The following is a 20,612-nucleotide window of genomic DNA, read 5'->3' as shown; positions in this document are numbered from 1 at the left end:
CATCGTCACGTTACGGAGAGAGCGATGCAGTTCGATGTCGTGACGCTCTTTCCCGATATGTTTCGCGCGCTGACCGACTGGGGCATCACCAGCCGGGCGGTGAAGCAGGAGCGGTTCGGTCTGCGGACGTGGAATCCGCGCGATTTCACCACGGACAACTACCGGACCGTCGACGATCGCCCTTACGGCGGCGGCCCCGGCATGGTGATGCTGGCGCGCCCGCTGGAAGACGCGATCCACGCGGCCAAGGCTGCGCAGCGCGAGCAGGGCATTGCGTCGACGCGGGTTGTGATGATGTCGCCGCAAGGTGCGAAACTGGATCACGACCGCGTGATGCGGTTTGCGCAGGAACCGGGTCTCGTGTTGCTGTGCGGCCGCTACGAAGCCATCGACCAGCGTCTGATCGATCGCGAAGTGGACGAAGAAGTGAGCCTCGGCGACTTCGTGCTGTCCGGCGGAGAACTCCCCGCAATGGCGCTGATGGACGCCGTGGTGCGCCAGTTGCCCGGCGTGCTGAACGACGCGCAATCGGCAGTGCAGGACAGCTTCGTCGACATACTGCTCGACTGTCCGCACTACACGCGTCCGGAAGAGTACGACGGTGTGCGTGTTCCGGATGTGCTGCTCGGCGGCCATCACAAGGAAATCGACGCTTGGCGCAGGCGCGAAGCATTACGCAACACATTCAACAAGCGGCCCGATCTGATCAGACGGGCGCGTGACAGCAAGATGTTGAGCCGCACCGACGAGGCGTGGCTCGCAGAACTCGCGAAGGAAGCGTCGAAGTCTGCATAGATTTCGGGCGGACGAGCGGGAAAATGGGGGCGCTAGGTAATATCGGCGCCTGAAGCAAACCCATCCTCTACCGGGGCCTGACGCAAATACAAGGCACGCAACTTCGGCAAGATGGCACAAGGAGTCAGTAATGAATCTGATTGAACAACTCGAGAAGGAAGAGATCGCACGCGTTCTGGGCGAGAAGAGCATCCCCGACTTCGCGCCGGGCGATACCGTCGTCGTCAACGTGAACGTGGTCGAAGGCACGCGTAAGCGTGTCCAGGCTTACGAAGGCGTCGTCATCGCCAAGCGTAACCGTGGCCTGAACTCGAACTTCATCGTCCGCAAGATTTCGTCGGGCGAAGGCGTCGAGCGTACGTTCCAGACCTACTCGCCGCTGCTCGCGAGCATCGTCGTGAAGCGCCGTGGCGATGTTCGCCGCGCGAAGCTCTACTACCTGCGCGAGCGTTCGGGCAAGTCGGCTCGAATCAAGGAAAAGCTGGTCTTCAAAGACAAGACTGCTGCTTCCGCAGAGTAAGTCGTTGGCGAAGCGTAGTACGGAAGAAGCACCCCGCGTGGGTGCTTTTTTCTTTGGTGTGTTCAAATTGAGACTTCGACAGCCCAGTTCTCGACCCGTGTCCACCGGAAAGACTTCGACTCCCCGCATCCTCGAACCCGAAAAGATGCCCGTCCTCTCGACGGGTGAGACACTCCCGCCGATTCCGCCAGAGCGCCTCACGCCGGAAGGCTTGCGCGCGCGTTTTGCGATGGATCTCGACTGGACGCAGGAAGAACGCGAGCAGCGCATCAAGGCGATCGGCGGCGATCCGCGTGTGGCGTCCGTGCTGGTGCCGCTCGTCGTGCGCGAGGGCGGCTTGACCGTGCTGCTGACGCAGCGGGCCGATCATCTGTCGGATCACGCCGGGCAAATCAGTTTTCCCGGCGGCCGCCGCGAGCCCGAAGACGCCGATGCCGCCGCCACGGCGCTGCGCGAAGCCCGCGAAGAAGTCGGCTTGGGCGCGGAACATTGCGAGATCATCGGCGCGATGCCCGACTATCTGACGGGCACGGGTTTTAAGGTGACGCCTGTCGTTGCGCTGGTGTATCCGCCGTTTACCCTGCAGGCCGATACGCGCGAAGTCGCCGATATCTTCGAAGTGCCGCTCGCGTGGCTCATGAATCCGGCGAATCACGAAGTGCGCGTCTTTCGGTGGGAAGGCGGCGAGCGTCGTTTTTTTGCCATGCCTTACACACCGGGCGAAAAAAAGGCTCCTCATTTCATCTGGGGCGCAACGGCCGGCATGTTGCGCAATTTTTATCGCTTCCTCGCGGCTCGCGCGTGACGACGCACAAAGTCCGCGCGCCCGCCGTGCCTCGCGCAATTACTCAGCGCGCTAACGGCATCAGGCGCTGTGCTATCGTTACGCGAAACTCGAACTAATCCGACTGTTTCGGCGCTTCGCATGACTTTTTTCTCCGTATTGCTGGCCCTCGTCATTGAGCAAGTGCGCGCCTTATCGCCGCACAATCCGATCTCGGCGTTGCTCCAATATCATGCGGAATCCACCGCGCACGGTTTCGATGCCGGCAAGGAGAAACACGGCATCGTCGCATGGCTGGTCGTCGTGCTGCCGTGGACGCTCTTCGTCGGACTCGTTTATTACGTGCTATACCGCATCAACTTCGTTCTGGCGTTTCTATGGAACGTGGTGATCGTGTACTTCACGCTCGGCTTTCGCCAGTTCAGCCACTATTTCACCGACATCCACCTCGCGCTCAATAACGACGACGTGCCGCGCGCGCGCGAAGTGCTGAAGGAATGGACCGGCATGGACACGGTCGACATGCCCGTCAGTGAAATCGTGCGGCATACGCTGGTTCACGCGGTGGTCGCGTCGCATCGGCATGTGTTCGGCGTGTTCTTCTGGTTCCTGATTCCGATCGGCCCGGCGGGCGCGGTGCTGTATCGCATCGCCGAATATCTGGCGCGCGCGTGGGCGAAGCCGAATCCGGAGCGCACCGCGGAGTTTTCGTCGTTTGCGCAGCGCGCGTTTTTTGTCATCGACTGGGTGCCGGCGCGTCTGACCGCGCTCGGGTTCGCGATCGTCGGCAATTTCGAGGATGCGATCTACGCCTGGCGCAATCACGCGCGTCAGTGGCCGGACGCCAACGAAGGCGTGTTGCTTGCGGCGGGCAGCGGCGCCCTGGGCGCGCGTCTCGCGGGTCCGCTGGCCGAGCCGCTGTCGGTCGAAGCGCTTGCCGTGGGCGATGCGAGCCCGCTGCCGGTCGGCGACGACTGCACGCCGCGCACGCTGCAATCGGCCGTCGGCCTCGTGTGGCGCGCGGTGATTCTTTGGATGCTGTTGCTGCTGATGCTGACGATCGCCGTGTGGCTGGCGTAATCAGTCGTCGAGAGGATCGCGCGCCGTCTGGCAGCTCCAGCACACGGTGAATTGCGGTTCCAGCCATTCGCCGCAATGCTTGCATTTCCAGGGCCGGGCGTTAGCGTCCGGCCCTTTTCTCGCGCGCTCCAGAAGCCGTAAGGCCAAGGCTTCGTCGCGATCGTCGACGATCCATATTTCCGGCGCGCACTGATCCGCCGGAATCTCTCCCATCGCGCCGTTCAGATAACGGTTGTGCAACTCGCACGGCACGCCCGCCGTCGCCAGCACGTTCACCCAATGGTGCGCCGTGATCAGGTTGGGGGCGCGCGTGAGCCGCTTCATCGAACGATCTGGCTGGCTTCGTGGACGAGTTGCGCGTAGAGCGCGTGACGCTCGGGGCGAATCTTGCCGGCCTCGACGGCTTCGAGCACCGCGCAGCCCGGCTCGTGCAGATGGTGGCAGTTGTAGAAGCGGCAATGTCCGAGATAGGGCCGCAAATCCGCGAAGGCGCGTTCGAGTTGGCCTTCGGAAAGATGGTGCAGGCCGAACTCCTGAAAGCCCGGCGAATCGATCAGCGAGCCGCCGCCGGGCAAGTCGTAGAGACGCGTGAAGGTGGTCGTGTGGCGACCGCTGTTGAGCGCCGATGAAATCTCGCGCGTGGCGGCGTCCGCATTCGGGACGAGCAGATTTACGAGCGTCGATTTGCCCATGCCCGACTGGCCGAGCAGGATCGTCGAGCGATCGTTGAGGCGGGCGTCGAGTTGCGGATGGACGTCGCCGGGCGCCATCTTCGCCGACAGCTCGATGACCGTGTAGCCGAGCTCGCGATACGGCGCGAGACGCTTGCGGGCAAGCGGCACTGCATCTTCGACATCGATCTTGTTGAGCACGATGAGCGATTCCAGCCCATGCGCCTCCGCCGCGATCAACGCGCGCCCGAGCAGGTCCTCGCTGAAATGCGGCTCTGTCGCGAGCACGATCAGCAGTTGATCGAGATTTGCGGCGAAGAGCTTCGACTTGAACTGATCCGAGCGGTAGAGCAGGTTGCGTCGCTCGCCGATCTCGACGATCACGCCCTGATCCGCCGACGACTGCTCGTAGATCACGTGATCGCCGACGGCCACTTCGCTTTTCTTGCCGCGCGGAAAGCACTGGAGCATCGCGCCGCCGTCTTCCGGCGTCACCAGATAGTGCCGCCCGTGCGCCGCGATCACCGTGCCTTCGAGGCGTGCGCCCACGCTCGGACGCTTGAACCCGCGCGTCATGCGGCGTGCTGCATCAGGCGGTCTATGCGCTGCGATGCGGGCGGATGCGAGTAATAGAACGCGGTGTAGATGGGATCGGGTGTGAGCGTCGACGCGTTGTCCTCGTAGAGCTTCACGAGCGCGTTCACGAGATCCTTCGGGTCGGTCTGGCTGGCGGCGAAGGCATCGGCTTCGAACTCGTTCTTGCGCGATGTCAGGCTGCCGAGCGGCGTGATGAAGAACATGAACACCGGCAGCACGAGCATGAACAGCACGAGCGCGAGCCCGTTATTGCTGCCGACGAGCGATGGCCGCACGCCCAAGCCCTCGTAGAACCACGTCGTTTGGATGAGCCAGCCGAGCAGCGCGAGCATTGCGAGGCTGATGCCGAACATGACGATCATCAGCTTCAGCACGTGACGGCGTTTGAAGTGGCCGAGCTCGTGCGCGAGCACCGCTTCGATCTCGCTGCCGGAAAGACGCGCGAGCAAGGTATCGAAGAAAACGATGCGCTTCGCCGCGCCGAAGCCGGTGAAATACGCGTTGCCGTGCGCGGAGCGGCGGCTGCCGTCCATCACGAAGAGGCCCTTCGCAGCGAAGCCCGTGCGCGACATCAGATTCGTGATGCGCGCGACGAGCGCCTCGTCCTTGAGCGGCTCGAACTTGTTGAAGAGCGGGGCGATGAAGGTCGGATAGATGATCATCGCGAGCAACTGGAACGCGACCCACACCATCCACGTCCACAGCCACCAGAACGCGCCGGCGCGGTCCATCAGCCAGAGCGTGAGCAGCAGAAGCGGCGCGCCGATCACGACCGCGAGCACCGTGCCCTTCACGAGATCGACGAAGAAGAGCTTCTTCGACATGCGGTTGAAGCCGAACTTCTCCTCGATCACGAAATGGCGGATGTAATCGAACGGCAGGTCGATGATGCTCGTGATCGCGACCACCGACGCCACCAGCGCGATCTGTCCGAGATAGCCGCGGCCGAGCCAGTCCGAAATGGCGAGATCGAGCGCCTGGACGCCGCCGAGCAACGTCAGCGCGACGAGCACGACCGCGCTCGTGACGACCTCGATCATCGTGAGGCGCGTGCGCTCGACGGTATAGTCCGCCGCGCGCTGATGCGCCGTCAGCGGGATCGTGCCGGAAAATTGCGACGGCACGCCGTTGCGGTGCGCGGCGACGTGGCGAATCTGACGCGACGCGAGCCAGAGCTTGGTCGAGACCATCGCGACGAGGGCGACGACGAAGATCGTCGAGAAAGCGAGAGTGAGGTTGGTCATCCGGGACTTCCGATTGAACTATGCGAGAATTATAGGTTCTAGGCCGTGCCGACGCGCAGTGGCTTTCCCATCTCTCGAGCCGCTTTAATGACCGACATCTCCGCCACCCCCGAATCAGACGAAAATGCGCTCGTGCGCAGCGACATGAACCTCGTGTGGCTCGACATGGAGATGACGGGTCTCGATCCGGACAACGATCGCATCATCGAGATCGCGGTGGTCGTGACGAATTCGACGCTCGACAAAATGGTCGAAGGACCGGTGCTCGCGATTCATCAGACGGACGAAGCGCTCGGCCGCATGGACGAGTGGAACCGCAACACGCACGGACGCTCGGGGCTGACCGAACGCGTCAAAGTATCGACTGTCGATGAAGCCGAAGCCACGCGTCAGATCCGCGAGTTTCTCGGCCGGTACGTGCCGCCCGGCAAGTCGCCGATGTGCGGCAACTCGATTTGCCAGGACCGCCGCTTCATGGCGCGCTGGATGCCCGAGCTCGAGACGTTTTTCCACTATCGCAATCTCGATGTCAGCACGCTGAAGGAATTGTGCCGCCGCTGGCAGCCGGCGATCTACAAGGGTTTTCAGAAGCGCGCGATGCACACCGCGCTCGCCGACATCCACGAGTCCATCGACGAACTCAAGTATTACCGCGAGCATTTCCTGATCCGGTCGCCGGCCGCCGCGTCTTAAACTTTCGGCGGGCGGATCGCGCTCTTCGGGCGGAACGCAGCGACCACTTCGGGCCGCGTTTCCATATACGGTCCGCCGATCAGGTCGATGCAATACGGCACGGCCGCGAAAATGCCCGGCACTTTATGAATGCCGTCCGCGTCCTTCAATCCTTCGAGCGTCTCGCGGATCGACTTCGGCTGTCCCGGCAGATTGATGATAAGCGCGGCGTGATCGTCAGTTTCGCGGATCACCGCGACTTGCCGCGAAAGAATCGCCGTCGGCACGAAATTCAGGCTGATCTGGCGCATCTGCTCGCCGAAGCCGGGCATAGGCTTCGTGGCGACGGCGAGCGTCGCCTCGGGCGTCACGTCGCGGCGCGAGGGGCCGGTGCCGCCCGTCGTCAGCACGAGATCGCAGCCGTGCGTATCGACGAGTTCGACGAGCGTCGCGGAAATGGCCGCGGCATCGTCCTGGATCAGCCGCGTCTCGGCGCGAAAGGGCGTAGTCAGCGCCTCGCCGAGCCAAGCCTGCAACGACGGCAAGCCCTTGTCCTCGTAGACGCCTTGCGACGCGCGATCGCTGATCGACACGAGTCCGACGATCAGCTCGTCCGGGTGATTACGCTTGCGTGTCGTCACGATCGTCCTCATCGCCTTCGATGTCTTCGTCGTCCTGCGCGCCCGACGCGCTCTTGATCCACTGGAACAGTTCGCGGTAATAGCGCGGCGGCTTTTGCTGCTCGCGCTCCTTGCGCGTGTTGCGGATCAGCGTGCGGCCTTCCTGCGGATCGACGCCCGGATGATTGCGGATGAATTCGGTGAGCGCGGCGTCGTCGGCGAGAAGCTGTTCGCGCGTGCGCTCGATCCAGTGCAGCCGCGCGGTTTCGGACTTGTTGACGCCGCGGTGCGTGTCGAGCGCCGTGCGCAGCGCCGCGACTTCGTCTTCGGTCAGCGAGCGCATGACCTTGCCGACGTACTGCAACTGGCGGCGCTTGCCTTCGTGATCGGTGATGCGGCGCGCCTCGCGCACGGCGTCATCGAGATGCTCGGGCATCGGCATGCGCTTGAGCGCGTCTTTGGGCAGCGCGATCAGCGCCTCGCCCAGCTCCTGCAGCGCGTGCATTTCGCGCTTGAGCTGGGATTTGCTCGGCCGGTCGTAGCCGTTTTCGTCGATCTCGCGCTCGTCGTCGCGGCCGGAATCGATCGGTTGAATGCGGGTTTTACGGTTCATCCCGACATTGTAGCTTGCGTACGCACCGCGCCTGAACCTCGCGTCCGGGCCCGCGACAAAGCTTGGCGAGTGAATGCACGCCGTCCTTGCTATGATCGCGTGATAGGCCATTTCCGTCGCTCGATGCCCGATTGCGTGGGCATCCGGCCGGAAATTCCGAAGCAACCACGACATGCGCGGGCGCACGCCGCCCGACTTCCAAAGGCAACCAAAAATGGCAGCAGACATGGACGTCAAGCAACGCTACTTCCCGCATACGCAGGACGAACTGAAGGAGATCGCCTCCGACATCCTGCGTTACGCGAAGGAACTCGGCGCGAGCGATGCCGCCACCGAGATCTCTGAAGGCGACGGCCTGTCCGTGAGCGTGCGGCGCGGCGAAGTCGAGACGATCGAACACAATCGCGACAAGATGGTCGGTGTGACCGTTTTCATCGGCAAGAAGCGCGGCAATGCGAGCACCGCCGACTTCACGCGCGACGCGCTGCGCGACACGGTCGCCGCCGCATACAACATCGCGCGCTTCACGGCCGAGGACAGCGCGGCGGGCCTCGCCGAAGCGGAGCTCCTCGAGAAGGCGCCGCAAGACCTCGATCTTTATCACCCGTGGGACATCGATGCGGACGAAGCCGCCGAGATCGCGCGCCGCGCGGAAGCCGCCGCGTTCGCCGTCGACAAGCGCGTGACCAACTCGGAAGGCGCAAGCGTCTCCGCGCAGCATTCGCAATTCGTGCTCGCGACCTCGCGCGGCTTCATGGCGGGTTATCCGTACTCGCGGCATTACATCGCGTGCGCGCCGATCGCGGCAGCGGGCCGCGACATGCAACGCGACGACTGGTACACGTCCAGACGCGACGCGGCCGGCCTCGCCGACCCCGAAGCAGTCGGGCGGTACGCCGCCGAGCGCGCGCTCGCACGCCTCGGGGCGAGGAGTCTCGACACGCGCAAGTGCCGCGTGCTCTTCGAGGCGCCGCTCGCGGCGGGCATTCTCGGCGCGTTCGTGCAGGCGGTGAGCGGCGGCGCGCTGTATCGCAAGACCACGTTTCTCGTCGACAGCCTCGGCAAGCCGGTGTTCGCGCCGCATATCCAGATCGTCGAGGATCCGCATCTGAAGGGCGGCATGGGCAGCGCGCCGTTCGACGAGGAAGGCGTGCGCACGCAGCGCCGCAGCGTGGTCGAGGATGGCGTCGTGCAGGGCTATTTCCTGTCGACGTACTCGGCGCGCAAGCTCGGCATGAAGACGACCGGCAACGCGGGCGGCTCGCACAATCTGACGATGAAGAGCACGCACACGAAGCCTGAAGACGATTTCGAAGCGATGCTGAAGAAGCTCGGCACCGGCCTATTGCTGACCGAGCTGATGGGGCAGGGTGTGAATTACGTGACGGGCGATTACTCGCGCGGTGCGTCGGGCTTCTGGGTCGAGAACGGCAAGATCGTGCACGCGGTGGAGGAAATCACCGTCGCGAGCACGTTGCAGGAGATGTTCCGCCACATCGAGGCGATCGGCGCGGATACCGTCGTGCGCGGCACGAAGGAAATCGGCTCGGTGCTGATCGAACGGATGACGATCGCGGGACAGTGATCCGCGTCCGTCGAAGGACAAAGGCTCCGGCGTGCCGGAGCCTTTTTTTATTCCGAAGGCGCAATGCGTTCGTAGGTCACGAACGCGAATGCGAAATCGTTCGGCGCCGTCGCGCGATGCGGCTCGCGGGACACTTCGCGCCACAGTTCCGGGTCGGGCGCCGGAAAGAGCGTGTCGCCGTCGAAATCGGCGTCGATCTCGGTGACGATCATCTTGTCGGCGCGCCCGATGGCATCGCGATACAACTGCGCGCCGCCGATCAGAAACGCTTCCTTCGCCGGTTCGAGCGCGAGCGCCGCTTCGAGACTCGTCACGACGTCGCAGCCTTCGTAGCGCCGCGTGGCATCGCGCGATATGACGATGTTGCGTCGCCCCGGCAGCGGCCGGCCGATCGATTCATGCGTCTTTCTGCCCATGATGATGGGCGCGCCCATCGTCGTGCGCTTGAAGAAAGCGAGGTCTTCGGGCAGGCGCCAGGGCAATTGGTTGTCGTGTCCGATCACGCCATTGCGCGCGCGGGCGACGATCAGAGTCAGCGTCGTCATGTGAGGGAAGTCGAGGCAAGGAAGCGCGCGAGCCGCGCCGCCGGGGTCTCGATTCTAACCGACGCTTTCGCGCGGACTCACGCCTGCAACGAATCGTCGGCGAAGGGCGGCGTGTGAGTCGGGGCGGGCGCGAATTCGTCCCATAGCGTTACGCTGACGCCCGAACTCGTCGGGCGAATGACGGACTCGCTCGTCACGTCCGATTCGTCAGCGCCTTCGCCGTTTTGTTGCGCGTCGCCTGAATTCTCGCGCTTGAAAGAACTATCGAGTGCCATCGTAACGACATAACCCAAGGTAACTATTCCCGGAGCTGAAAGAACCGGAAATAAAGTAATCGTCCGGCCGGTATGGACGATTAAGCTGAAGATGAATGCGGGAGAAATATGAACGCTCGTTCTTTAGACAGTATTTCTTACCTTCCGACAGGCATCTAGGCGAGCGAATTGTGTGCCATGTACCGGAAAGCTTTGCCACGCAACGAATTGCCAAAATGAGAAGCACCCGCAATGCGAAAAACTGGGTGAAAATGTTTCACTGCTGAAACATGAAGGCAGAAAAACATGAAGTTCTCACGAATTCGGTATAAGCTTTTGTCTTATTAAATTGTGCGCAAAGTTTTTAATAATCGTGTGAGAAATTCTTGCCAGCCCCGTCCTATCAAGGTTTTGTGGCTAATCCCGCGGCTCTCGCGATATTTGTTTTCGGGGTTTCTGGGTTATAGTAGTCTCTCAAAAACGGCACAGAATCAGACATAAAGGGTTTCGTGGAAGAGTGCGTGATGTGTCGCGCTGTATTCCGGGGGCGTCGTATCGAATGCAAGTCCCTCTCCAGACGTTTGCGAGTAACGTGCGAGGGCAACGAAGTCTGCGATGTAGTGCGAGCCTGAACTACGTGACCTTTTCAACGAATGTTGAACAAAGGATCTGAATAATGGACGTCGCTCGGCGGCAACTCATCTATGTGACTCGCGATCCAAGCGAGACGCTGTGCGCGCGATTCGAGGAGCGCGGCTGGCATATCGAAATCGTCGCGAGCGCGCGCGACACGCGCAAGGCGCTGCGTAGCGATCTGGCGACCGGCGGGCTGCTGGATCTGTCGAGTCATTTCGAATCTCACGAACTGGCGGCATTCGAATCGTCGCTCACGATGACCAACGTGGGCTGGGTCGCGGCCACCGTTGCCGGCCAGCTCGAAGACGCCGCCGTGCGGCGCCTGATACGCGACTATTGCTTCGATTACGTGACGCTGCCGACGTCGAACGACCGCATCGTCGATTCCGTCGGTCATGCTTACGGCATGGTTTCGCTGCACGACGCCGCGTCGCATGACTCACGCAGCGAAGGCCGCGCCGAGGGCGAAATGGTCGGTTCGTGCGACGCGATGCTCGCGCTCTTCCGCTCGATCCGCAAGGTCGCGATGACCGACGCGCCCGTGTTCATCTCGGGCGAATCCGGCACCGGCAAGGAGCTGACTGCCGTCGCCATCCACGAGCGTTCCGCACGCCGCGATCAGCCGTTCGTCGCAATCAACTGCGGCGCAATTCCCGCGCATCTGCTGCAATCGGAGCTCTTCGGCTACGAACGGGGCGCATTCACGGGCGCGAATCAGCGCAAGATCGGCCGCGTCGAAGCGGCCAACGGCGGCACGCTGTTCCTCGATGAAATCGGCGACCTGCCGCTCGAAAGTCAGGCGAGCCTGCTGCGGTTCCTGCAGGAACGCAAGGTGGAGCGCCTGGGCGGTCATGGCTCGACGCCGGTGGACGTGCGCATCATCTCGGCGACGCACGTCGACATGCAGACCGCGATGATCGAAGGGCGTTTTCGCGCGGACTTGTATCACCGCCTGTGCGTGCTGCAGATCGACGAGCCGCCGCTGCGCGCGCGCGGCAAGGACATCGAACTGCTCGCGAAACATATGCTCGACCGCTTCAAGAAGGACGCGAGCCGGCGCTTGCGCGGTTTTTCGCCCGATGCGATCGCCGCGATCCACAACTACGGCTGGCCGGGCAACGTGCGTGAGCTCATCAACCGCGTGCGGCGCGCAATCGTGATGTCGGAAGGGCGGCAGATCACGGCTCGCGATCTCGAACTCGGCGAGTACGTCGAAGTGGCGCCGGTTTCGCTCGCGCAGGCGCGCGAGGCGGCCGAGCGGCAGGCGATCGAACTCGCGCTGCTGCGCCATCGCGGACGCCTCGGCGACGCGGCGCACGAGCTGGGCATTTCGCGCGTGACCTTGTATCGACTATTGAGCGCGCATGGGATGCGTCACATTGAGGTCGATGCGCCGTCGGAGCACGCCACACGCGGCTGACAGCCGCCGCCGCGATCCAACACCGGACGGGCGCTTCGAGGCGCCCGTTTTTTCATGCCGCGGCACTGAGCGGCGGCACCCGGCGCTTGGTAAAATCTCGTCTTTACGCCTTCCGTTCGCGAGGGCGCGCGGCATACCCCAGGGAACATCGAATGAAACAGTATCTCGAGCTCGTCCAGACGATTCTCGATACCGGCACTTGGCAGGAAAACCGCACCGGCATCCGCACGATCGGCATTCCCGGCGCGATGCTGCGTTTCGACTTGCAGCAAGGCTTTCCGGCCGTGACGACGAAGAAGCTCGCGTTCAAATCCGCGATCGGCGAATTGGTGGGCTTTCTGCGGGCGTCGAAGAGCGCGGCGGACTTTCGCGCGCTCGGCTGCAAAGTCTGGGACGCCAACGCGAACGAGAACCCGCAATGGCTCGAGAATCCGTACCGGCAAGGCCCGGACGATCTCGGCGACGTCTACGGCGTGCAGTGGCGCAAATGGCCCGCGTACAAGCTCGTCGACGCCTGCGCGGGCGATCAGATCGCCGACGCCACCAATCGCGGCTTCCAGCTCGTGACGAGCTTCGTCGAGAACGGGCGCGAACAGGTGCTGCTGTACAAGGCCATCGATCAGTTGCGCCAGTGTCTCGACACGATCATCGAGCGTCCGACCGACCGGCGCATTCTGTTCCATGCATGGAATCCGGCGAAGCTCGACGAGATCGCGCTGCCCGCGTGCCATCTGCTGTATCAGTTCATCCCGAACGCGGTGACGCGCGAGATTTCGCTGTGTCTTTACATCCGCAGCAATGACGTCGGGCTCGGCACGCCGTTCAATCTGGCCGAAGGCGCGGCGCTGCTGCATCTTGTCGGCCGGCTGACGGGATTCAAGCCGCGCTGGTTCACGTATTTCATCGGCGATGCGCATATCTACGAGAATCAGCTCGATATGCTGCACGAGCAGATGAAGCGCGAGCCGTTGCCGTCGCCGCAACTGATCATCTCCGATCGTGTACCGGATTACGCGGTCACGAAGCGCTACGAGCCGGAATGGCTGGAGAAGATCGAGCCTAAGGATTTCGCGCTGGAAGGGTATAAGCATCACGATCCGCTGACGGCGCCGATGGCGGTTTGAGCGGGCGGTCTGGTTCTTTTGCATGTGAAAACGCGCGGCTTCGGGCCGCGCGTTTTCTTTTACCGCGTCCTTATACGCCTTAGCTTCGATGATGCTCGTTGCCGCCGCCGTGTTGCGGCTGCTGGGCTTGTTGAGGTTGCTGATGAGGTTCCTGATGCGGCGGCTCGGGACGGAACGGAGGCCGCTGTGCTTCCTGGTGCGGACGAGGCGGGGGCATCTCGCGACGCGGCTGCTCGACGTGCGTTTGACGATATGCCTCGGGCGGCGGCTGATGTTGTTGCGGTGCAGGGGGCGCGTGTTGTGCGAACGCGGGCTGCGTCGGTGGATGGGGCGCGCCGGGATCGACATGCGGCGCGTGGTTCGGCTGCGGTTGCATCGACTGCGTCGGCACGTTAGGTGCGCTGTGATGATCGATGTGCGGCGCCATCTGCGGCTGCGCTCGTTGGGGCAACGTGCCTCGCGCAAACGCCTGCTGCGGCGCACGCGGCCCGTTCTGGAAACCGTGCCCGTGCGCTGGAGACGGATCGCCTTGAGCAAAGCGCGGATCGCCGCCGCCGAACGGCGATGCCCGCGGCGGATGCGGGACGCCATTACCATGCGGCTGTACGTTCTGTACGTTCTGTACGGACGCAGGCGGCGCACCCCCGGCAATGACCGAACGCGCCGGCCCGTGCGTCGCCACGAGATGCACTTGCTCGTTGCGAGCGCCGGGGTCATGCGCATCGCGCATCTGCTGTACGTATCGATCATGAAAAGCCGGCGGCGCAACGGGCGCGCGCGTCGCGACCACCGGACGTCCGGATCCACCCTGCGGCGGCCGATAATCCGCACGTCGGGCACCGGGCGCGAAACTGTCGCGCGTCGGCGCGATGCCCGGCGAGCCCGCAAAGAAACGCGGATTGCGCCAGCGCGACGGATCGACCGTACACGGTTGACGTCCGACCGGCTGACCATGCACGAATGCGTTCGTCGGCACGGCCGTCAGCCCACGCGGCGCACGATAGTTGACGTACGTGTTGTTGACGTAGACATTGCGATTCACGCGCTCGTAATAGCGCGGGCTCCAGCCATCGCGATGCGCCCGCCATGCCTCGCCCGGCCCGAGCGGAAACCACGCGACGCCCGCCGCCGCCATCCCGCCGACAGTCAACGCAACGTTCCAGTCGACGCTGCTGCCGCCATCGCCGACGAACGCGACAAGCGCGGGCGAATAGGCGGGCGGCGCGCTCACGGCCATCGGGCCGGGCACCCACGCCCATTGCGATCCGACGTACTCCCAGCGCCCATAGTGGTATGGCGCGAAGCCCCACGGCGCGTCGTCGATCCAGGTCCAGCCCCACGGATCCTGCCACGCCCAGTGCCCCTGTCGATACGGCGCCCAGTCGGCTGAAACCGCATTCGGCACCCAGACCGGCCCGTACGACGGATCGGTGCGCCACGTGCCGTTGGCGTCGAGATCCTGATAGCCGGGGATATCGCGCGATACATAGCGTGCCGAGACCGAGCGATCCTCGGATGCATCGCGGCTCGCCGCCCATTGGTCGAACGTGTCGGGCGCGGGCGCCGCATTCGCCGATGCCTGTTGAAGATTCGTGCCCTCGAACGTCATCTGCTGGCCGCCCGCGAGCTGCACCGAGCCGCCGTCGCCATATGCTGTGACGCCGCCGCTTCGCACGGTCACCGTCGTCGACCGGCCGTCGGGCGCGACGTCCACGCGCACGTCGCCGGGCGCCGTGATGGCGAGCGCGGCATTCGGCGTGTCGATTTCATAGCGCGTGCCGGGCGGCAGTTCGCGCACCCGCGTCGACAGCGTGCCCTGGGCGACTTTGAGTTGTGCGGTGTCGTCGTCGAGGGCGAGGACCGAAAGAGCCGTCGATGAACCCAGCCGCACCGCCGTCGAGCCGATGTGCAGTTCCGAGCGCGCGTTCTCGTCGTTCCAGAGTTGATCGCCTGTCGTGAGCGGGCGGTTGATCTGCGCATAGGACCAGTCGGACGCGCCCGCGGGCTCGGTCGTCACCGTGCCCGCCATGTAGTTCAGGCGCGCGATGCGTCCGGGCGGATCGCCTTGCCCGGACTGCGGCGCCTGCGCGGGCGATGTCTGCGCAAACACGCCAGTCCCCGTCAACGATACGAGCGCCCACAACGTAGCGGCCGCGATGGTCTTGATTTTCATCGTATTTCTCCGGCGGCCGCGCGTGCGTCCTGTTCGACGCGACCGGTCCGCGAGCCTGTCGGATCAATGTATCGCCCGAGCCTGTATCCGTACGATGCCGTTTGTAACGGCGCGCAGGTGCGCGTAACAAAGCTTTATCGCATGGACAGGAACCCTTCGAAATGCCGATGCCCCGCCGGCGTCACGCGCAATACGCGCCGTTTGGACGTGTGCTCGATCCAGCCGTGCGACTCGCACGCTTCGAGAAATGCCGCGCCGAGCGCGCCGCCCAAATGCGGCCGGCGTTCGCTCCAGTCGATGCACGTGCACGCGAATCGACGCCGCCGCGCGCGTTGCGCCTTCAGGTCGATGCCGAGTTCGGCGAACGCCTGCGCGCCTTCGGGCGTTGCGTCGAGTGCGGCGGGGCCATGAACCTGTGCGTGATCGTCGGCGGCGGCGAGCCAGTTGCGCGCGATCATGCCATCGAAGATCTGCACGGCCAGTTCGCCCGCGAGATGGTCGTAGCAGGTGCGCGCGAAACGCATCTCGACCGGCACGGCCGAAGGCGGGCGTTCGGGCGTACGCTGCGGCGCGCTCGCCCGCGCGAGATTGGCGAGCGCTTCGATGGCCGCGGCGATATCCGGCGTCGCGATGCGGTAATAGCGATGCCGCCCGCTCACTTCGAGCGCAAGCAGCCCGCCTTCGGTCAGACGCGCGAGATGCCCGCTCGCCGCCGACGGCGACAGCCCCGCGATCATCGTCAGTTCGCCGGCGGGGCGCGCGGTGCCGTCCATCAGCGACCAGAGCATCGCGGCGCGCCCGGGATCGGCGATCAGCGCGCCGATGCGCGACAGTCCCGGGAAATGGCGCACGCGGGAATCGGCGCTGTCGAAGGCGGAATTCATGGCGATGTCCTCATCGGGCGTGGTAATCGACGTATCACTCTAGCGCGGCCCCGCATCCGATGTTTCACCGCGCGCTGAAACGTCGATGCACGAAGCGCGGCGCTAGAATGACCGCTGGCATCTCAGGCGGGAGCATTTCCATGTCCAGATTCATTCTCGCGATCGCGATCGGCGTTCTCGTGCTCTGTGCGGGCTGCGCGGGCGGCCCGTCCTCATCGGCGGGCGGCGGCGGAAGCATCACGATGTACGGCACCATCGATCAGGGCATCACCGTCCACGACTGAGTTTGCCGACCCTATAATCGGCGTTCATTCGCGCACCAGACAGGCATCCCCATGAATACGCCGAGTTCGTCTCCCATTCCCGCGGTCCCCAAGAGCCGCGCCGAAACCACCTTTCGCTTTCTCGCCGAGCCCACGTCGGTGAATTTCGGCGGCAAGGTGCACGGCGGCGCGCTGATGAAATGGATCGACGAAACGGCCTATGCCTGCGCCGCGATGTGGTCCGGGCGTTACGCGGTGACGGTGAGCGTCGGCAACATCCGTTTTCGGCGGCCGATTCTCGTCGGCAATCTGGTGGAACTGCGCGCGCGCGTGGTCACGACCGGGCGCACCAGCATGCACATTCACATTTCCGTGCATGCGGGCGATCCGAAAGTCGGCGAGCTTCAGCAGACGACCGACTGCCTGATGGTCTTCGTCGCCGTCGATGAAAAAGGCCAGCCGACGCCCGTGCCTTCCTTCGTGCCCGAGACGGAAGAGGAAAAGCGCCTCGCGAAATACGCGATGGACGTGAAGGATGCGCTCGACGCGATCGTCGAATTGAAGCCGGAAGAGGTTGCGGCGGGGAAGGTCTGAATTATCTCAGCCGTGACACCGTTCGAGTTCGAGCTAGGCATTGTCGGCATGGCGCGGCGCGACGCCGAGCAAGGAGAGCGACTTCGCATGTGGATGCGCACTCGTGTCGTGCCTGAATTCGCGGAGCGGACTTTGCCGCTCGATGCGAGCGTGGCGCAGCGTTGCGCCAGGTTGTATGTCCCGGATCCGCGCCCTGAGCGGGATGCGTACGTCGCCGCCACGGCGCTCGCTCATGGCATGGCAACGTCACACGGAACGCGGCCGACTTCGCGCCCTGCGGCGTCAGCGTGATCAATCCGTGGGAGGTCCCTTCGTGAGACCTCCGAACCGCCGGATCTGACGTCAGGCCGCGGCGTGCGGGTTACTTGCTCCCACCATCTCCCCCGGCTTGACCCACTCCTCGAACTGCTGCTCCGTCACATGCCCGAGCGCGAGCGCGGCGGCCTTGAGCGTCGTGCCTTCCTTGTGCGCCTTCTTCGCGATCTGCGCGGCCTTGTCGTAGCCGATATGCGGATTGAGCGCCGTCACGAGCATCAGCGATTCGTTGAGCAAACTGTCGATGCGCTTCTCGTTCGGCTCGATGCCGACCGCGCAGTTGTCGTTGAAGCTCTGCGCGCCGTCCGCGAGCAGACGCACGGATTGCAGCACGTTATGCGCGATCATCGGCCGGAACACGTTCAGCTCGAAGTTGCCGCTCGCGCCGCCGAAATTCACCGCAACGTCGTTGCCGAACACCTGGCAGCACAACATGGTCACGGCTTCGGACTGCGTCGGGTTCACCTTGCCCGGCATGATCGAGCTGCCCGGCTCGTTCTCGGGAATCGACAGTTCGCCGAGCCCGCAGCGCGGCCCGCTCGCGAGCCAGCGGATGTCGTTGGCGATCTTCATCAGGCCCGCGGCGACCGTCTTCAGCGCGCCGTGCGCGGCGACGAGCGCATCGGCGGCGGCCATCACCTCGAACTTGTTCGGCGCGGTCTCGAAGGGCAGGCCGGTCAGCTTGCCGATCGCCGCCGCGACCTTCACCGCGAACTCCGGATGCGCGTTCAATCCCGTGCCGACCGCCGTGCCGCCTTGCGCAAGCTGATACAGATGCGGCAGCGTCGCCTCGACGTGCCGGATGCCCTGATCGAGCTGCGCGACGTAACCTGAAAACTCCTGTCCGAGCGTGAGCGGCGTCGCGTCCTGCAGATGCGTGCGGCCGATCTTCACGATCTTGTCGAAGGCCTTCGCCTTCTTGTCGAGCGTATCGCGCAATGTTTTCAACGACGGAATCAGATGCTTCGTGATTGCCATCGCGGCGGCGACGTGCATCGCGGTCGGAAACACGTCGTTGGACGACTGGCCGCGATTCACGTCGTCGTTCGGATGCACGAGCCGTTCTTCGCCGCGCGCGCCGCCCAAGATCTCGCTCGCCCGATTGGCGATCACCTCGTTGAGGTTCATGTTGGTCTGCGTGCCCGAGCCGGTCTGCCACACGGCGAGCGGAAATTCATCGGGATGCTTGCCGTCGATGATTTCCTCGGCTGCCTGAACGATCGCCTTCGCCTTCTTCGTATCGAGCACCTTCAGCCCTTCGTTCACCTCGGCGGCCGCGTGCTTGATGATCGCGAGCGCCGTGATCAGCTCGGGCGACTGTTTTTCCGTCGAAATCTTGAAGTTCTGCAGCGAGCGCTGCGTCTGCGCGCCCCAGAGTTTGTCGTTCGGCACGGCGATTTCGCCGAACGTGTCCTTCTCCATCCGTACGTCGCCCTTCGCACTTTCTGTCATGGCCGGAGTTCCCTTACGAAGTTGGATCAAAGCTGCTTGTCGACAGGCAGCAGCATGAAGATGCCCGTCATCGCATTGCGATAAAAACCTGCCTCGGGATCGAAATTGTAGGTGACGAGGCTGCCGTTCGCCTCGGTGGTCCAGACGAGGCCCGACTGCGGCGCGCCCGTGCGGCACAGCTCCTCGGTGACCGCCGTGCTTGCCAGTTGCACGCGCCAGCTCATCTTCGGCGAGATGCCGTTCGCGAACAGTCTGGCGGCTTCCTCGGCGATCGGCTTGCTGTGAATCACCAGCGCGAGTTCGGTATTCAGTTTCGCCGAGCGCGGATCGAGATTCATCGAGCCGATCACGAGGATACTCCGATCGATCACATAGGCCTTCGCGTGCAGGCTCGCGCGCGACTGCGAGCCGAACAGACCCGCGCGCGGGCTGCTTTCGCCTTCGGCCTGGATCGGCTTGAATTCGTACAGTTCGACGCCGTTCTGCAACATCGGAATGCGATACGGCGCGTAGCCCGCCTGCACGGCGACAGCATCGGTCGCGGCGAGCGAGTTGGTCAGCACCGCGACGCGCACATGGCGTTTGGTCAGGTCGCCGAGCGCGTTCACGCCCGTGACGTGCGGCACGAAGTAGGGAGAGAGAATGAGAAATTCGTTCTGCGCATCCTTCAGCAGGTCGATGAGCCGCTGCATCGGCGGGCTCTTGTAGTCGTCGCTCGGATGCTCGATCTTCGACGGCGAATCGACCTGAAATTCCGTCGGCGCCCACACGAGGCCCATTTCCTCGCGCGCGATCTGCTGCGCGAGCGGCGTCGCGTTGAGCGGCTTCGCGTTCAGCGGATCGGCCTGCTGACGCCAGTGCGCGCGCAGGTCGTCGCGGGTCTTGTCGAGTTCCGCGGGATCGAATTTCTGCTTGTTCAGCGCGCGCAGCGGATAGGCGAGCGAGCTGTTCCAGTAATCGTCGAAGCTCGCGGAGATTTTCTGTGTCACCGGGCCGGCGGCGAAGACGTCGAGATCGCGGAATTGCAGCGTCGGGCTCGCGTTGAAGTATTCGTCGCCGAGGTTACGTCCGCCGACGATCGCGATCTGGTTGTCCGCGATCATCGCCTTGTTATGCATGCGGCGCGTGAAGTGACCGATATTCGTGAATAGATTCTGCGTGCGCTCGGAGAAGCTGCGCTGTGCGCTGCCGTACGGGTTGAACACGCGGATCTCGATCTTGTCGTGTGAGTTGAGCGCCGCCATGATCTGGTCGATGTCCTTGAAGTTCAGATCGTCGACGAGCATGCGCACGCGCACGCCGCGATCCGCCGCATAGAGCGCCGCGCTCAGCAGCAGCTTGCCGGTGTTGTCCTCTTCGGCGATGTAGTACTGCATGTCGAGCGTCTTCGTCGCCGCGCGCGCGAGGGCGATGCGGGCCTGCAGCGCGTCGGTGCCCGTCGGCAGCAGGCGCACCGCGGACTGATCCGGATGCTGCCGTTCCAGCGGCGCGAGCGCGTCAGCGAGCGGCGTCGCTTCGCCCGACGCCAGCGCGTGGCTCACCGGCCGATCGAACGCCGTCGCGGGCGGGCGTGTCGCACAGGCGGCGAGCGCTGTCGTCAAGATGACGATAACGGCATTGCGCAAGATGACGCCGAATCTTCGTTCTATGCTGGCGTGTTTCGCGCCACGCTCTGTCACTTCCCCCATCCCCCGGCTATCCGACACTTCGGTTCCTCGTTTTTAGTTTGTCGCGACTCGTCGCGTCCTGACTCATTCGACGGACGGCACGA

21 protein-coding genes are annotated in these 20,612 nt (G+C 63.8%); 10 read left to right on the top strand and 11 right to left on the bottom strand.

Annotated features, from left to right (window positions below; all coding sequences use genetic code 11):
* The first annotated feature begins 24 nt into the window (after positions 1 to 24).
* The 4 genes from trmD (at position 25) to NCS28_RS09930 (ending at position 3,179) form a co-directional block, all read left to right on the top strand.
* Complete coding sequence (trmD, locus tag NCS28_RS09945; protein ID WP_250513659.1) at positions 25 to 795, top strand: tRNA (guanosine(37)-N1)-methyltransferase TrmD; 771 nt, start codon at positions 25 to 27, stop codon at positions 793 to 795.
* A 130-nt stretch (positions 796 to 925) separates the two neighbouring features.
* Positions 926 to 1,315 carry a 50S ribosomal protein L19 gene (rplS, locus tag NCS28_RS09940; RefSeq protein ID WP_061120495.1) on the top strand — a complete coding sequence of 130 codons (390 nt, stop codon included), beginning with the start codon at positions 926 to 928 and terminating at the stop codon, positions 1,313 to 1,315.
* A gap of 145 nt (positions 1,316 to 1,460) precedes the next feature.
* On the top strand, positions 1,461 to 2,120 hold the full coding sequence (locus tag NCS28_RS09935) for a CoA pyrophosphatase (RefSeq protein WP_250513658.1): 660 nt from the start codon (positions 1,461 to 1,463) through the stop codon (positions 2,118 to 2,120).
* Between the two features lie 120 nt (positions 2,121 to 2,240).
* Positions 2,241 to 3,179 carry a CobD/CbiB family protein gene (locus NCS28_RS09930; RefSeq protein WP_250513657.1) on the top strand — a complete coding sequence of 313 codons (939 nt, stop codon included), beginning with the start codon at positions 2,241 to 2,243 and terminating at the stop codon, positions 3,177 to 3,179.
* Here the strand turns inward: NCS28_RS09930 and NCS28_RS09925 are convergent, their stop codons facing one another.
* Genes NCS28_RS09925 through NCS28_RS09915 form a run of 3 tightly spaced genes read right to left on the bottom strand, consistent with a single transcriptional unit; the run spans position 3,180 to position 5,691 of the window.
* Positions 3,180 to 3,503 (bottom strand): putative signal transducing protein, encoded by a 324-nt coding sequence (locus NCS28_RS09925; RefSeq protein ID WP_250513656.1) that lies wholly within the window; start codon positions 3,501 to 3,503, stop codon positions 3,180 to 3,182.
* Positions 3,500 to 4,426, bottom strand: coding sequence for a ribosome small subunit-dependent GTPase A (gene rsgA, locus NCS28_RS09920; RefSeq protein WP_250513655.1), 927 nt, complete (start codon positions 4,424 to 4,426; stop codon positions 3,500 to 3,502). Before rsgA ends, NCS28_RS09925 begins: the two co-directional genes overlap by 4 nt.
* The gene (locus tag NCS28_RS09915) at positions 4,423 to 5,691 is read right to left on the bottom strand and encodes a M48 family metallopeptidase (RefSeq protein ID WP_250513654.1); all 1,269 of its coding nucleotides are present in this window, start codon (positions 5,689 to 5,691) and stop codon (positions 4,423 to 4,425) included. Before NCS28_RS09915 ends, rsgA begins: the two co-directional genes overlap by 4 nt.
* A gap of 87 nt (positions 5,692 to 5,778) precedes the next feature.
* On the opposite strand from NCS28_RS09915, the gene orn reads away from it, so the two are divergent.
* Positions 5,779 to 6,384, top strand: a complete 606-nt coding sequence (gene orn / locus NCS28_RS09910; RefSeq protein WP_250513653.1) for an oligoribonuclease — start codon at positions 5,779 to 5,781, stop codon at positions 6,382 to 6,384.
* On the opposite strand, the gene mog is transcribed toward orn, so the two are convergent.
* Positions 6,381 to 7,016: a molybdopterin adenylyltransferase gene (mog, locus tag NCS28_RS09905; RefSeq protein ID WP_250513652.1), complete on the bottom strand. Its 636-nt coding sequence runs from the start codon at positions 7,014 to 7,016 to the stop codon at positions 6,381 to 6,383. The two genes, orn and mog, sit on opposite strands and share 4 nt — an antisense overlap.
* The gene (yjgA, locus tag NCS28_RS09900; RefSeq protein WP_250513651.1) at positions 6,985 to 7,596 is read right to left on the bottom strand and encodes a ribosome biogenesis factor YjgA; all 612 of its coding nucleotides are present in this window, start codon (positions 7,594 to 7,596) and stop codon (positions 6,985 to 6,987) included. Before yjgA ends, mog begins: the two co-directional genes overlap by 32 nt.
* Before the next feature lie 214 nt (positions 7,597 to 7,810).
* Here yjgA and pmbA point away from each other — a divergent pair, with 214 nt between their 5' ends.
* The gene (gene pmbA / locus NCS28_RS09895) at positions 7,811 to 9,181 is read left to right on the top strand and encodes a metalloprotease PmbA (protein ID WP_250513650.1); all 1,371 of its coding nucleotides are present in this window, start codon (positions 7,811 to 7,813) and stop codon (positions 9,179 to 9,181) included.
* 47 nt (positions 9,182 to 9,228) lie between these two features.
* Here the strand turns inward: pmbA and NCS28_RS09890 are convergent, their stop codons facing one another.
* Positions 9,229 to 9,726, bottom strand: a complete 498-nt coding sequence (locus NCS28_RS09890) for a dihydrofolate reductase (RefSeq protein WP_250513649.1) — start codon at positions 9,724 to 9,726, stop codon at positions 9,229 to 9,231.
* Positions 9,727 to 9,803: 77 nt separating this feature from the next.
* Positions 9,804 to 10,001, bottom strand: coding sequence for a hypothetical protein (locus tag NCS28_RS09885; protein ID WP_250513648.1), 198 nt, complete (start codon positions 9,999 to 10,001; stop codon positions 9,804 to 9,806).
* Between the two features lie 655 nt (positions 10,002 to 10,656).
* Between NCS28_RS09885 and NCS28_RS09880 the strand changes: the two genes are divergently transcribed.
* Positions 10,657 to 12,036 carry a sigma-54 dependent transcriptional regulator gene (locus NCS28_RS09880; protein ID WP_250513647.1) on the top strand — a complete coding sequence of 460 codons (1,380 nt, stop codon included), beginning with the start codon at positions 10,657 to 10,659 and terminating at the stop codon, positions 12,034 to 12,036.
* A 152-nt stretch (positions 12,037 to 12,188) separates the two neighbouring features.
* Positions 12,189 to 13,160: a thymidylate synthase gene (locus NCS28_RS09875; RefSeq protein ID WP_250513646.1), complete on the top strand. Its 972-nt coding sequence runs from the start codon at positions 12,189 to 12,191 to the stop codon at positions 13,158 to 13,160.
* Positions 13,161 to 13,239: 79 nt separating this feature from the next.
* Here NCS28_RS09875 and NCS28_RS09870 read toward each other — a convergent pair whose 3' ends face one another.
* Positions 13,240 to 15,333, bottom strand: coding sequence for a DUF6600 domain-containing protein (locus NCS28_RS09870; RefSeq protein ID WP_250513645.1), 2,094 nt, complete (start codon positions 15,331 to 15,333; stop codon positions 13,240 to 13,242).
* A 134-nt stretch (positions 15,334 to 15,467) separates the two neighbouring features.
* Entirely contained in the window at positions 15,468 to 16,217 is a 750-nt protein-coding gene (locus NCS28_RS09865) for an ArsR/SmtB family transcription factor (protein WP_250513644.1), read from the bottom strand.
* Between the two features lie 140 nt (positions 16,218 to 16,357).
* Here NCS28_RS09865 and NCS28_RS09860 point away from each other — a divergent pair, with 140 nt between their 5' ends.
* Together NCS28_RS09860 and NCS28_RS09855 are read left to right on the top strand one after the other, a co-directional pair.
* On the top strand, positions 16,358 to 16,501 hold the full coding sequence (locus NCS28_RS09860; RefSeq protein WP_250513643.1) for a hypothetical protein: 144 nt from the start codon (positions 16,358 to 16,360) through the stop codon (positions 16,499 to 16,501).
* Between the two features lie 51 nt (positions 16,502 to 16,552).
* On the top strand, positions 16,553 to 17,074 hold the full coding sequence (locus NCS28_RS09855; RefSeq protein ID WP_250513642.1) for an acyl-CoA thioesterase: 522 nt from the start codon (positions 16,553 to 16,555) through the stop codon (positions 17,072 to 17,074).
* Positions 17,075 to 17,416: 342 nt separating this feature from the next.
* Here NCS28_RS09855 and fumC read toward each other — a convergent pair whose 3' ends face one another.
* Together fumC and NCS28_RS09845 are read right to left on the bottom strand one after the other, a co-directional pair.
* Positions 17,417 to 18,841 (bottom strand): class II fumarate hydratase, encoded by a 1,425-nt coding sequence (fumC, locus tag NCS28_RS09850; RefSeq protein ID WP_250513641.1) that lies wholly within the window; start codon positions 18,839 to 18,841, stop codon positions 17,417 to 17,419.
* Positions 18,842 to 18,867: 26 nt separating this feature from the next.
* A complete protein-coding gene (locus tag NCS28_RS09845; RefSeq protein WP_250513640.1) occupies positions 18,868 to 20,529 on the bottom strand; it encodes a phospholipase D family protein in 1,662 nt (553 codons plus the stop codon).
* Positions 20,530 to 20,612 lie beyond the last annotated feature (83 nt).

Source organism: Caballeronia sp. INDeC2 (assembly GCF_023631325.1).
Lineage (GTDB): Bacteria > Pseudomonadota > Gammaproteobacteria > Burkholderiales > Burkholderiaceae > Caballeronia.
This window is presented reverse-complemented; position numbering and strand designations above follow the sequence as displayed.